The 12,979-nt window shown below is 71.3% G+C and carries 9 protein-coding genes; 4 read left to right on the forward strand and 5 right to left on the reverse strand.

Annotation, left to right across the window (positions count from 1 at the left end):
- Positions 1-58: 58 nt before the first annotated feature.
- The 3 genes from pgfA to ABT122_RS11940 form a co-directional block, all read right to left on the reverse strand.
- Entirely contained in the window at positions 59-1,057 is a 999-nt protein-coding gene (gene pgfA, locus ABT122_RS11930; protein ID WP_351549157.1) for a cell envelope lipid trafficking protein PgfA, read from the reverse strand.
- An 11-nt stretch (positions 1,058-1,068) separates the two neighbouring features.
- The gene (locus tag ABT122_RS11935; RefSeq protein WP_351549160.1) at positions 1,069-1,206 is read right to left on the reverse strand and encodes an SPW_0924 family protein; all 138 of its coding nucleotides are present in this window, start codon (positions 1,204-1,206) and stop codon (positions 1,069-1,071) included.
- 148 nt (positions 1,207-1,354) lie between these two features.
- On the reverse strand, positions 1,355-3,163 hold the full coding sequence (locus tag ABT122_RS11940) for a lytic transglycosylase domain-containing protein (RefSeq protein WP_351549162.1): 1,809 nt from the start codon (positions 3,161-3,163) through the stop codon (positions 1,355-1,357).
- Positions 3,164-3,400: 237 nt separating this feature from the next.
- On the opposite strand from ABT122_RS11940, the gene ABT122_RS11945 reads away from it, so the two are divergent.
- Positions 3,401-4,207 (forward strand): DUF4184 family protein, encoded by an 807-nt coding sequence (locus ABT122_RS11945; RefSeq protein ID WP_351549165.1) that lies wholly within the window; start codon positions 3,401-3,403, stop codon positions 4,205-4,207.
- 30 nt (positions 4,208-4,237) lie between these two features.
- Here the strand turns inward: ABT122_RS11945 and polA are convergent, their stop codons facing one another.
- A complete protein-coding gene (gene polA / locus ABT122_RS11950) occupies positions 4,238-6,952 on the reverse strand; it encodes a DNA polymerase I (RefSeq protein ID WP_351549169.1) in 2,715 nt (904 codons plus the stop codon).
- 245 nt (positions 6,953-7,197) lie between these two features.
- Between polA and ABT122_RS11955 the strand changes: the two genes are divergently transcribed.
- A complete protein-coding gene (locus ABT122_RS11955; protein ID WP_351549170.1) occupies positions 7,198-9,573 on the forward strand; it encodes an FdhF/YdeP family oxidoreductase in 2,376 nt (791 codons plus the stop codon).
- A 106-nt stretch (positions 9,574-9,679) separates the two neighbouring features.
- Complete coding sequence (locus ABT122_RS11960) at positions 9,680-10,183, forward strand: PaaI family thioesterase (protein ID WP_351549174.1); 504 nt, start codon at positions 9,680-9,682, stop codon at positions 10,181-10,183.
- Positions 10,184-10,273: 90 nt separating this feature from the next.
- On the opposite strand, the gene ABT122_RS11965 is transcribed toward ABT122_RS11960, so the two are convergent.
- Entirely contained in the window at positions 10,274-10,798 is a 525-nt protein-coding gene (locus ABT122_RS11965; RefSeq protein WP_351549176.1) for a MauE/DoxX family redox-associated membrane protein, read from the reverse strand.
- Positions 10,799-11,593: 795 nt separating this feature from the next.
- Here ABT122_RS11965 and ABT122_RS11970 point away from each other — a divergent pair.
- Complete coding sequence (locus tag ABT122_RS11970; RefSeq protein WP_351549179.1) at positions 11,594-12,826, forward strand: branched-chain amino acid ABC transporter substrate-binding protein; 1,233 nt, start codon at positions 11,594-11,596, stop codon at positions 12,824-12,826.
- Positions 12,827-12,979: the final 153 nt, after the last annotated feature.

The raw sequence follows: 12,979 nt of genomic DNA on the forward strand, positions 1-12,979 counted from the left end.
GGAGGAGTGCGGGCCGGGGGGTTCTCAGGCAGGGAGGGGTGCGGGCCGGGGGGGGTTCTCAGGCAGGGAGGGGTGCGGGGGGAGGGGGCTCGCCCTCGGGGGCGGGCGGACCGGGGCGCCGGCCGCGGGCCTCCAGGACCAGGGCCAGCGTCAGCAGGGCGCCGGCCGACAGCAGCAGGCCCCAGGGGAGAAAGGAGGTCAGCAGGAGCACCAGCAGCCGCTGGGACTTGACCAGTTCGACGGTGTGGTCGACATAGTCGGGGCGCATCTTCACATGACCGGCGAACGCGGTGACCCTGTCACGGCCGCCGAGGAGGGTGCCGCCGCGCAGTTCCTCCCGGTGGATCTCCTCTCCGTTGACCGGGGCCCCGGTGACCGGGTCGACCCAGAACATGCGGGTGGTGGTGTACCAGCGGGTGGTGCCGGTGTTCTTCTCCAGGGTGGAGGCGTCGATACCGGGGATGGGCATCTTCCTGGGGTACGGGACCTTGGTCCAGGGGATCGTCTGCTCGAAGTAGTAGACGCTGAGCCCTCGGAAGTCCCGGGTGCCCCGGTAGTGGATGGGGGCGGAGGTGCGGGTCTGGGCGTCGAAGTACAGGTGGGCGCGCTTCTCGGTGAGGAAGGGCCATTTGAACTCGATGCCCTCGCGGCGGACCGGGGTCCCGTCCACCATCTCGCCCGGGGCGTGCACCGGGGCCTGGGTGTGGGCGTCGAAGACATACCGCTCGGGGATCTGGGAGACCGTCCTGCCGTCGGGGCCCTGCACATGGGAGAGCGCGTCCCAGACGACGACATCGCGGCCGGCGGTGCGCTCGATCCTCTCCGACTCCTCCACATTGCCCTTGAGGGTCTGGACGATGGTGACCTTCTCCACCTGCTCGGCCCGGAGGGTGCTGTAGTCGAGGAGGGTCGCGGGCCTCGCCTCCAGCACCATCTCCTGGTACTGGCCGGGCGGGACCTTGGCGAGCCGGGGAAAGGCGTACCAGCGCAGCAGCGGGGAGAGGGCGGCGCAGAAGACGGCGAGGGCGAGGAGGACGAGGCCGGCGCGGCGGTGCATGGCCGGCCCGTCTACTTCTTGGGGCCGGGGACGGTCGTCAGCAGAGGTTCGGGGGAGGTCTCGCCCGGGGGTGAGCCGACGGCGGTGAGGGTGAGGACGAGGGCGAAGGCGGCGGCCAGTCCGATGGCGGCGGCGACGAGGGCACGCATGCTCGGCCTCCCGGGGAATCGGGTCCAGAGGGATCTGACGCGACGTCAGGGCTGGGCACCGTAGCAACCGGACCGCGAGATGAGAACACGTCGCACCGCCCCTGTGCCGTGGCGGCACAGGGGCGGCGGGTGGAGAAGGAGGTGGGAATCAGCCCGTGGGCGACGAAGAGGGAGACGGGGCGGGCGGGGCGGGCGGGGCGGGCGGGGCGGAGGAGGCGGGCGGGGTCACCGTCAGCTCGATGGTCACCGTGGCACCGCCGACGGCGGTGAGCCGCAGCAGGAAAGTGCCCGGCTCCCCGTCCGCGAGGAGCTTCGGGAGCTTGAGCGTGCCATCGGTGCCGGTGGTGAGGCCGGTGAGGGTGCGGACGGGCTTGCCGTCGGCGTCCTTGAAGAGGGGGCCCTTGTCGTTCTCCGCCGGGTCCTGATCGCTCTTGATCAGAGTGGCGGTGACTCCGACACCGGGGGCGATGCCGCCCTGGTAGCCGGCCTTGACCTCGACGGCCTCCGTGAACTCCGCGCCCGCGGCGGCCGTCAGGGGAGCGTCCCCGACTCGGGTGAGCCGGTCGGCGGCCCGGGGGGTGACCTTCGCGGTGAACTCGGCGGCGGGCACCCGGTGGCCGGGGGCCGTGGCCCGTACGGAGAAGTTCCCGGTCTCCTCGCCCGCGGTGAGGGCGGGTGCGGTGACCTTGCCGTCCTTGCCGGTGGTGCCGACGACGACCCGGCGTCCGCCCTGGAAGCGGGTGTCCGTCGCACCGACGATCTCGAAGCGCACCGACTGGTCGGCGACGCCGCGGCCCAGCGAGTTCCGCACCCGCACGGTGACCTTCTCGGCGAAGGCACGTCCGGCCATGGCGGTGAGCTTCCCGGTGCCCGCGTTCTCGACGCGGGTGACGGGCGCCTGCGCCGGCGGGGTGGTGGGGGGCGTCGTGGGCGGCTTGGTGGCCGGCGGGGGCGTGGGCTTGCCCGTGGTCCCGCCGCCGGGCTTCTCCGGCTTCGGCGAGGGGGCCGGCTTCTTCCCGGGGCTCTTGGCCGGGGAGTCCGAGCCGGCCGACTTGGTCCTGTTGTCCGTGGAGGTGCCGGTGGAGCCGGTGGCACCCGTACCGGAGCCGGACGCGGAGTCGGGGGTGCTGGAGTCGGGCAGCTCGCCCGTGCCGTCGGGCACCTCGTGGGTACCGGTCTTGTAGAACTCGAACCAGGAGAGCACCGTGCGGAGGTACTCGCGGGACCGGTTGTAGGAGAGGATCGCCCGGTCGAGGTCGGCCGCGTCCGTCAGATCGCGGTCACCGGCGCAGAGGTAACGGCCCGCGGCGAGGGCCGCGTCGTAGATGTTGTTGGGGTCCTTGCGGCCGTCCCCGTTGGCGTCCTGTCCCCAGGTGGCCCAGGTCGAGGGGATGAACTGCATCGGGCCGACGGCGCGGTCGTAGGTGGTGTCGCTGTCGTACGCGCCGTTGTCGGTGTCCGAGATGTTCGCGAAGCCCACGCCGTTGAGGGCGGGGCCGAGGATCGGGGAGTACGTGGTGCCGTTGCCGTCGACCTTGCCGCCCCGCGCCTGCCCCGACTCCACCTTGCCGATGGCGGCGAGCAGCTGCCAGGGGACATGGCAGCCGGGGTCCGAGGCCGAGATGGTCTTCTCGGCCTTCTTGTAGGCGGAGAGGACGGTCGCCGGTATACCGGACTCCGACGGCCCATGGGCCGGGAGATGGGGGGAATTACCCGGTCTGTCCGGGGTCGTCAGCGGCGGGAGATCCGTGTGATACGGCGAGTTGCCCGTGGCGGAGCCGTCGGTCGACGCGGGATCGGTGTCGGCGGCGCCCTGTCCCGGGCTGCCGTCGCCGCCACCGAGCGTGGCATGGGTGATCCCGGGCGCCTGTGAGGCGGAGAGCGCCGCGACAGCGGCGGCCGCGATGGCGGTGGTGGTGGCTCCCTTGCGCAGGCGTCGGCCGAATTGGGCTGCCATACGTCTTCTTCCCTCCCCGAAAGCGGCTGTCCGCGCTCCCCTGTGCGATAACGGGCGATTCCTCAGGTGACCCTACGGCACCCGTCGGCCGCGGAACACCTGGCCTTGACCGGCTTTCACCGGTTCGCCATGGCGCATGCGTGCGAACTCCCGATCCGACTTGATCGCCCATACTGAGCAGCGTCGATCCCGGAAGATCGAAATCAATCAACAGGCGTCACAGGGGGATCACGACGTATGCCTTTCACGCTGAGCCACGCCGCCGCGGTGCTGCCGGGTATCCGGAGGGACGGAACCGGGCGGGGCCCCCTGGTCGCCTCGGCGCTGATCATGGGGTCGCTCTCCCCCGATATGACGTTCTTCGCGGCGACGGCGGTGCCGGGCGCGATGGAGTTCGGGCGGTTCACCCATGGACTCCTCGGTCTGTTCACCGTCGACGCGGCCATCACCGCCGCACTGGTGGCGATGTGGCTGCTGATCCGCGACCCCCTGCTGGCCCTGCTCCCCTCCGGCCGTCAGGGGCCGGTGCACGCCTGGCTGGACGGCGGGCGGCGGAACCTCTCCCCCGGGTACGCGCTGCGTTTCTATCTCTCGGCGGTGCTCGGCGCCTCCAGCCATGTCGTCTGGGACGCCTTCACCCACCACGGACGCTGGGGCACCCGGCTGGTGCCCGTGCTCAATGAGTCGGTGGCCGGGTTCGGCGGCCATCAGATCGCGCAGTACGGCTCCTCGGCGCTGGCGCTGCTGGTGATCGGCTGGTTCGCCCGGCCCGTGCTCCGCGAGCGCTCACTCTCCGGCCCGCCGCCGTCCGTGCCCGTGCTCGACCGGCGCGGCCGTCGGATGGTGGCCGCACTGCTGGGCGCCTGCGCCCTGCTCGGAGCCGTCGACCGCTGTGTGCGCTGGTACGAGCGATCCGGGCCCTGGGACTCACCGCTCGCCGTCATCCCGACGGCCTGCTTCGGCGCCGGGGCGGGGCTCGCGGTGGGACTGCTGCTGTACGGCGGGGTCATGCGGCTGCGGGAGCGGGTGCCGGAGCGGGTCTGACCGCTCCGGCACCCTGATCCACGGCGCGGGTCAGTGCGCGGCCGACTCCCAGTCCGGCCCCACACCCACCGAGACATCGAGCGGAGCGCTCAGCGAGACCGCCGACGACATCTCATGGCGGACGATCCTCTCGACCTCCGCGCGCTCGCCCGGGGAGATCTCCAGCACGATTTCGTCATGGACCTGGAGCAGCAGCCGGGAGGAGAGCTCCGCCTCGCGCAGCGCCCCGTCCACCCTCAGCATCGCGATCTTGACGATATCCGCCGCGGTGCCCTGGATCGGGGCGTTCAGCGCCATGCGCTCGGCGGCCTCGCGGCGCTGGCGGTTGTCGCTGTTGAGGTCGGGGAGGTAGCGGCGGCGGCCGAGCATCGTCGCCGTGTATCCCGAGGCGCGGGCCTCGTCGACCACATGGTGGAGGTAGTCCCGCACTCCGCCGAACCGCTCGAAGTAGGTGTCCATCAGGGCGCGGGCCTCACCGGCCTCGATGTTCAGCTGCTGGGAGAGGCCGAACGCGGAGAGCCCGTAGGCCAGTCCGTACGACATCGCCTTGATCTTGCGGCGCATCTCGGCGTCGACCGCGGAGGTCTCGACGCCGAACACCTGGGACGCCACGGTGTTGTGCAGGTCCTCACCGGAGGTGAAGGCCTGGAGCAGGCCCTCGTCCTGGGAGAGATGGGCCATCACCCGCAGCTCGATCTGGCTGTAGTCGGCCGTCATCAGCGACTCGAAGCCCTCGCCGACGACGAAGCCCCGGCGGATGGCGCGGCCCTCATCGGTGCGGACCGGGACGTTCTGGAGATTCGGGTCGGTGGAGGAGAGCCGGCCGGTCGCGGCCACGGTCTGGCTGAAGGTGGTGTGAATCCGGCCGTCCGCCGCGATGGTCTTGATCAGACCCTCGACGGTGGAGCGCAGCCGGGCCTGCTCGCGGTGGCGCAGCATGATGACCGGCAGCTCGTGGTCGGTCCGGGTGGCGAGCCAGGCCAGCGCGTCGGCGTCCGTGGTGTAGCCGGTCTTGGTCTTCTTGGTCTTGGGGAGGTTCAGCTCACCGAAGAAGACCTCCTGGAGCTGCTTGGGCGAGCCGAGGTTGAACTCGTGGCCCACGGCCGCGTGGGCCTCCTTCACGGCCTGCTGGACCGCGCCCGCGAACAGTTGCTCCATGGTTTCGAGATGGGCGCGGTCGGCGGCGATGCCATGGCGCTCCATCCGGGCCAGCAGGAGGGAGGTGGGCAGCTCGATGTCGTGCAGCAGCTCGGCCGCGCCGACTTCGCCGAGCCGCTCGGTGAAGGCGTCCCCCAGGTCGAGGACGGCGCGGGCCTGGGCCATCAGGGCATCGGCCTCGGCGTGCTCGTCGTCGGCGCCGAAGGCCAGCTGGCCGTCGGCCGCCGCGGGGGCCAGCTCGCGGTGGAGGTACTCGATCGAGAGGGTGTCCAGGGCGAAGGAGCGTCGGCCGGGCTTGACGAGATAGGCGGCGAGCGCGGTGTCCATCACGATGCCGTCGATGTGCCAGCCGTGCTCGGGGAAGACCCGCAGCGCGTCCTTGGCGCTGTGCAGGACCTTCGGGCGGGCCGGATCGGCGAGCCAGTCGGTGAGGGCCCGGTCGTCGGCCTCGTCGAGCCGGGTGGTGTCGAACCAGGCGGCCGGGCCGCCGGCGGCGGCCAGGGCGACCTCGCTGACGCTCCCCACGCCCAGGGCCCAGCTCGCGACGGTCGCCACACCGAGCGGCTGCCCGCCGTGGCGCTCCAGCCAGGAGCCCAGCTCGCCGGTGGCCAGGACCGTGCCGTCCAGCTCGACTCCGGCGTCGGGCACCGGGGGCTCGTCCTCCCGGGCCCCGGGGTCGACGGCGAGCAGACGGTCGCGCAGGCTGGGGTTGCGGATCTCCAGGACCTCCAGGAAGCCCTTCAGCGCGCTGCGGTCGTAGGGGGCGCGCTCCAGCTCGGCGACCGACTTGGGCAGCTCGACATCGCGCACCAGCTCGGTGAGGTGGCGGTTGAGCTTGACGGCTTCCAGGTGGTCCCGGAGCGACTGGCCGACCTTGCCCTTGACCTCGTCGGCCCGCTCGATCAGCTCGGCGAAGGAGCCGAACTGGTTGATCCACTTCGTGGCGGTCTTCTCGCCGACGCCGGGGATGCCGGGGAGGTTGTCGGACGGGTCGCCGCGCAGGGCGGCGAAGTCGGGGTACTGCCCGGGGGTGAGTCCGTACTTCTCCTGGACCTTCTCCGGGGTGAAGCGGGTCAGCTCGGAGACGCCCTTGGTGGGGTAGAGCACGGTGGTGTGCTCGCTGACGAGCTGGAAGGAATCCCGGTCGCCGGTGACGATCAGCACATCGAAACCCGCCGCCTCGGCCTCGGTGGCGAGGGTGGCGATGATGTCGTCGGCCTCGAAGCCGTCGACCGCGAAACGGGCGGCGTTCATCGTGTCCAGCAGCTCGCCGATCAGCTCGACCTGGCCCTTGAACTCATCGGGGGTCGCGGAGCGGTTCGCCTTGTACTCGGGGAAGTCCTTGGAGCGCCAGGTCTTGCGGGACACGTCGAAGGCCACCGCGAAATGGGTGGGCGCCTCGTCGCGCAGCGTGTTCGCCAGCATCGACGCGAAGCCGTAGACGGCGTTGGTCGTCTGACCGCTCGCGGTCGAGAAATTCTCCGCGGGCAGCGCGAAGAACGCCCGGTACGCCAGGGAGTGCCCGTCCATGAGGAGCAGGCGCGGACGGTTGTCGTCTGGGGTCTTCTTCGACGCTGTCTCAGCCACGGGGACGATCCTGCCACGGACCACTGACAATGCCGTCCACACCGGCCGCGGCGGAGCCGTTGTCAGCGGGCCGTGACAGGATCGACAGTGGGTGGAGGAGGCTTCTCGCACTCCGCCGCCCGCGCGCGTCCGCGCAGCGTGTACGGACGCGCGGCCGCCGGGTCCCCGGCGGTGACCGCACGGGGAGAGTCCGTGCGGGGACGGGGACCGCCCGGAGCAGGTGTCCGCCCGCAAAGGAGAGCCCGATGACCGGTAAGCCGCCCGCAGACGATCCGATCCAGGACGCGCCCAGGGTCTCGGGGGTCCAGCACTCCGCGGCGGGCCTGCCCGCGATCGGGCACACGCTGCGGATGGCCCAGCGGCAGATGGGGGTGCGGCGGACCGCCCGGACCCTGCTCAAGGTCAATCAGAAGGACGGTTTCGACTGCCCGGGCTGCGCGTGGCCCGAGGAGGACCGGCGCCATACGGCGGAGTTCTGCGAGAACGGCGCGAAGGCGGTCGCCGAGGAGGCCACCCTGCGCCGGGTCACCCCCGATTTCTTCGCCGCGCATCCGCTCGCCGACCTCGCCGCCCGCAGTGGCTACTGGCTGGGCCAGCAGGGGCGGATCACCGAGCCCGTGTATCTGCCGGAGGGCGCCGACCGCTATGAGGCGATCACCTGGGAGCGGGCGTTCGCGATCATCGCCGAGGAGCTGACCGCGCTGGACTCCCCCGACGAGGCCCTCTTCTACACCTCGGGCCGCACCAGCAACGAGGCCGCGTTCCTGCTCCAGCTCTTCGCCCGCGAGTTCGGCACCAACAACCTCCCCGACTGCTCCAACATGTGCCACGAGTCCTCCGGCTCGGCCCTCACCGAGACGCTGGGCGTCGGCAAGGGCAGTGTGTCGCTGGAGGATCTGCACCAGGCGGATCTGATCATCGTGGCGGGGCAGAATCCCGGCACCAACCACCCGCGGATGCTCTCGGCGCTGGAGAAGGCCAAGGCCGCCGGCGCGCGGATCATCTCGGTCAACCCGCTGCCCGAGGCGGGGATGGAGCGGTTCCGGAATCCGCAGACGGCGCGCGGGATGCTCAAGGGCGTCGCCCTCAACGATCTCTTCCTCCAGATCCGGATCGGCGGCGACCAGGCCCTCTTCCGCCTGCTGAACAAGCTGATCCTGGAGGCGGCGGACACGGCGGGTGCGGGGGACACGGCGGAGGCGGCGGACGTCGGGGGCGACCGGCCGTCCGGCGCCGCCCCGGGGGCGGTGGACGAGGAGTTCGTGCGCACCCACACCCACGGGTACGACGAGTTCCGCGCGGCGGCGCGGGCCGCCGACTGGGCGGAGACACTGACCGCGACGGGCCTCGTCCGAGCCGACATCGAGCGGGCGCTCGCGATGGTGCTGGAGTCGGAGCGGACGATTGTGTGCTGGGCGATGGGACTGACCCAGCACAAGCACTCCGTGGCCACCATCCGCGAGATCGTCAATTTCCTTCTGCTGCGCGGCAATATCGGCCGCCCCGGCGCCGGTGTCTGCCCCGTGCGCGGGCACTCGAATGTCCAGGGCGACCGCACGATGGGCATTTTCGAGCGCCCCTCGGCGGCTTTTCTGGACGCCCTGGAGAAGGAATTCGACTTCACTCCCCCGCGCCGGCACGGTCTGGATGTCGTGCGGTCGATCCGCGCGCTGCGCGATGGCACCGCGAAGGTCTTCTTCGCGATGGGCGGCAATTTCGTCGCCGCATCGCCCGACACGGAGGTGACCGAGGCGGCGATCCGCCGGGCCCGGCTGACGGTCCATGTCTCGACCAAGCTGAACCGCTCCCACGCGGTGACCGGCCGGCGGGCGCTGATCCTGCCCACCCTGGGGCGCACCGACAAGGACGTGCAGGAGGGCGGGCGACAGGTGGTGACCGTCGAGGACTCCATGGGCATGGTGCACGCCTCGCGCGGGAATCTGCCCCCGGCGGGTCCCCGGCTGCTCTCCGAGCCGGCGATCGTGGCGCGGCTGGCGCGGGCGGTGCTCGGTCCGGGTTCGACGACACCCTGGGAGGAGTTCGAACGGGACTACGGGACGATCCGCGACCGCATCGCTCGGGTGGTGCCCGGTTTCGAGGACTTCAACGCGAAGATCGCCCGCCCGGGCGGTTTCGCCCTGCCGCACGCGCCGCGCGACGAGCGCCGCTTCCCCACGGCGACCGGGAAGGCCAACTTCACCGCCGCGCCCGTGGAGTACCCGAGGGTCCCCGAGGGGCGGCTGCTGCTCCAGACCCTGCGCTCGCACGATCAGTACAACACCACGGTGTACGGCCTGGACGACCGCTACCGGGGCATCAGGGGCGGCAGGCGGGTGGTGCTGGTGAACCCGGAGGACGCCGGGGAGCTGGGCCTCGCCGACGGCTCGTACACCGATCTGGTCGGTGAGTGGAAGGACGGGGTGGAGCGGCGGGCACCCGGGTTCCGGGTGGTGCACTACCCGACCGCCCGCGGCTGCGCGGCGGCCTACTACCCGGAGACCAATGTGCTGGTGCCGCTGGACTCCACCGCGGACACCAGCAACACCCCGGCGAGCAAGTCCGTGGTGGTGCGGTTCGAGCCGGCCCGGCCCGGCGCCGGCGGCCCCGGCCCCGGGGTGTGATCAATTCGCCGGGCGGGAATGTGACGCAGTCACTAAGCGTCTGCTCAGGCATCTGATAGGACGGTGGGGACGCGCACATCACGCAATCGGATCGGAGCCGGGCCCCATGGGTGAGCAGTCCGCTGTGAAGTTCCCGCAAGAGGTCATCGACGAGTACGCCGCGCTCGGCGTGGATCTGCCCGCACTCTTCTCGGCGGGCCATCTGGGCAGCCGGCTGGGGCTGAGAGTGGTGGAGGCCTCCGCCGAGCGGGTTGTCGGCACCATGCCCGTGGAGGGCAACACCCAGCCGTACGGACTGCTGCACGGCGGCGCCTCCGCCGTGCTGGCCGAGACTCTGGGGTCGATCGGGTCGATGCTGCACGGCGGCAGCGGGAGGATCGCCGTCGGTGTGGACCTCAACTGCACCCACCACCGGGGCGTGCGCTCGGGGCTGGTCACCGGGGTGGCCACCCCGGTGCACCGGGGCCGCACGACGGCGACGTACGAGATCGTGATCACCGATGAGCAGCAGAAGCGGGTGTGCACCGCGCGGCTCACCTGTCTGCTCCGTGACGCCGCGCCCGCCGCGCCCGCGGGCACCGGCAGTGGCACCGGGGCCCCGACCGGCTGATCCGCCCGGGGGGCCGCCACGTCCGGGGGGCCGCCACGCCCGCCGCCGGAGACGCACGGGCCGGACGGCGCGGGCGCCGGGGCCGGCCGGTCAGCGGAGGAGTTCGGTGAGATCGTCGAGCCGGACCGTCAGCACCACCACGACCAGCGCCGAGGCACAGGCGATGGCGGCCCCGCCGGGGTGCGGCGGCCAACCGTCCGCCGGCCCGGCGGCCACCAGGACGGCCCCGGCGGCGCCCGCGGCGGCCAGCAGCAGATTGCGCACCACATGGACGGGGCCCAGCGGGGCCGCGGAGGCGCCGAAGCAGCGGCAGGGGGCGCGGCGCCCCCGGCGCAGCGCCAGCGCGATGCCCGCGCTGAAGCCGAGCAGCAGCAGCGCGCCCAGGGCGAACCCCAGGGGCACGGTCGGCGCGGGCACCAGCAGCACCACCGTGGCGGACTCCGCCGCGATCACCGAAACCGCGACCGCGCGCGACAGCCGCGCGGGCAGGAGCCCCAGTCCCGCCAGGGACCGCTCGAACGCGGCGAACGCCGTCCGGCTGCGCGCCTTCCCCGCGACGGCCGTCAGAAAGACCCCGATCAGCAGAATCCGGCAGGCGAAGGCCACATAGATCATCAGCGGGGTCCCCGGCGTCTGGAAGGTGCGGTTGGAGCCCCATCACACCAAGTCCGCCCGTCCGGCCCGCCCGAGCGCCCCCCGGAGGGGCGAACACGGCCGAAAACACGGGCGGACGCGGCCGGAAAGCCCCGCCCGGAACCGGCGCGACGGAACGGGCCCGGCTCCGTTTCGCCGGACCGTTCGCCCAGCGCAGCACGGCAGCGGTGGTCAGCCGCCCCTCAGCGGTAGATCACCGAACGTAATGCTCTGACATACGCTTCAGCAGATCTCCATGGCGCGAACCGGCCGCCGGAGGCCCTTCTCATGATCCTCTTGTCCCCTCCCTTGCGCGGAGTGCCCGGAGCCGGTTCCGGGAGCGCTCCCGGGGATCGGCGGCCATCGGAGCGGGCGCCCGAAAAATAACTCCCCGTAGTCGTCGCGGAATCGCGCGCGGGAGACCCGACCACCTCCGAACCCTCCCCCGCCCCCTTCCGCCCGACGTGCGCGCACTCCGGGGTGTCAGTACCAAGATCCACTGAAGGCCCTTAGTGGAACTGGGAGTTCAGGCGTTTTGAACAGAGGTTTGAAATGGCGCAACGCCCGATCCGCCCCACTCCAGCCGTCGGGATTTGGCCGTGGCATAACAAGAACGTCACATCCTGACATCCGTAGTGCCCCGCTCCAGTCGCTGCGCTTAGAGTCACGGCCAGTCACCGCGCCGCCGGGCGCTGTCAGCACGGCCCTGTACCTCCGTACGGCCCGGCGACCAAACGGCACCTCAGGGGAGGGGCCGCGCCAGGGAAAGGACTTATCGTGCGCAACCGTTCCTTGCTCATGCTCACCGCCGTGGTCACCACGGGAGCACTCACTCTCACCGCCTGCGGATCGCGCGACGACGACAAGGGCTCCGACGGCGACAGCGGGAAGACCACCGTGGTCATCGGTATGGACGGCCCGCTCACGGGCTCCCTCTCCGCGATCGGCCAGGGCATCAAGAACTCCGTGGACCTCGCGGTCAAGACCGCGAACAAGAACAACGAGGTCCCCGGCGTCGAGTTCAGGATAAAGGCCTTCGACGACCAGGCGGTCCCGGCGTCGGGGCAGGCGAACGCCCAGAAGCTGGTGGCGGACAAGGATGTGCTCGGCGCGGTCGGGCCCATGAACTCGGGTGTCGCGCAGTCGATGCAGGGCGACTTCGACAAGGCCGGCCTCACCCTGGTCTCCCCGGCCAGCACCAATCCGGCGCTGACCCAGGGCGACGACTGGGGCAAGGACGAGAAGAAGCGGCCCTTCAAGACCTTCTTCCGCACCGCCACCACGGACGTGATCCAGGGCAAGTTCGCCGCGCAGTACCTCTACAACGACGCGAAGAAGAGAAAGGTCTTCGTCGTCGACGACAAGCAGACCTATGGCGCCGGCCTCGCCGCGATCTTCACCGCCGAGTTCAAGCGCCTCGGCGGCAAGGTGGTCGGCACCGACCATGTGACGGTGAAGGAGACCGACTTCTCCAGCACCGCCGACAAGGTCAAGGCGGACGGCGCGGACTCGGTCTACTTCGGCGGCCAGTACCCGGAGGGCGGCCTCCTCGCCGACCAGATCAAGAAGGCCGGGGCGAAGGTTCCGACCATGGGCGGCGACGGCATGTACGACCCCGCCTACATCAGCGCCTCGGGCGAGTCCAACGACGGTGACCTCTCCACCGCCGTCGGCTACCCGATCGAGAAGCTGGACACCGCCAAGAAGTTCGTCGCGGACTACGCGGCCGGCGGCTACAAGGACCCGTACGCCTCCTACGGCGGCTACTCCTACGACGCCGCCTGGTCGATCATCCAGGCCGTCAAGGCCGTGGTCGCGGCGAACGACGGCAAGCTGCCGAGCGACGCCCGCGCCAAGGTCACCGAGGCGATGGGCAAGGTCTCCTTCTCGGGCGTGACCGGCCAGGTCTCCTTCGACGAGTTCGGCGACACCACCAACAAGCAGCTCAGCGTCTACACGGTCAAGAACGGCAAGTGGACCGACCTCAAGAGCGTCACCTTCGAGGACTGACTCCGGCCCCTCGATACCGCAATCCCTGAACCAGCCGCGGGGGGGGGGGGGGGGGGCCCGCGCGGGCGGGGGGGGGAAGACAAAACCGCAAACGAGGGGGTGGGGGGGTAGAACAGGCGCCACACCAGGGGAAAGGCCGTGCCCGAAGGGGAG

The sequence above is a fragment of the Streptomyces sp. NPDC001985 genome, assembly GCF_040296845.1.
Lineage (GTDB): Bacteria > Actinomycetota > Actinomycetes > Streptomycetales > Streptomycetaceae > Streptomyces.

Excerpts from the sequence above, each read along its gene's own strand:
- pgfA (WP_351549157.1), bottom strand. The coding sequence starts at position 1,057 with ATGCACCGCCGCGCCGGCCTCGTCCTCCTCGCCCTCGCCGTCTTCTGC.
- ABT122_RS11935 (WP_351549160.1), bottom strand. The coding sequence starts at position 1,206 with ATGCGTGCCCTCGTCGCCGCCGCCATCGGACTGGCCGCCGCCTTCGCC.
- ABT122_RS11940 (WP_351549162.1), bottom strand. The coding sequence starts at position 3,163 with ATGGCAGCCCAATTCGGCCGACGCCTGCGCAAGGGAGCCACCACCACC.
- ABT122_RS11945 (WP_351549165.1), top strand. The coding sequence starts at position 3,401 with ATGCCTTTCACGCTGAGCCACGCCGCCGCGGTGCTGCCGGGTATCCGG.
- ABT122_RS11955 (WP_351549170.1), top strand. The coding sequence starts at position 7,198 with ATGACCGGTAAGCCGCCCGCAGACGATCCGATCCAGGACGCGCCCAGG.
- ABT122_RS11960 (WP_351549174.1), top strand. The coding sequence starts at position 9,680 with ATGGGTGAGCAGTCCGCTGTGAAGTTCCCGCAAGAGGTCATCGACGAG.
- ABT122_RS11965 (WP_351549176.1), bottom strand. The coding sequence starts at position 10,798 with ATGATCTATGTGGCCTTCGCCTGCCGGATTCTGCTGATCGGGGTCTTT.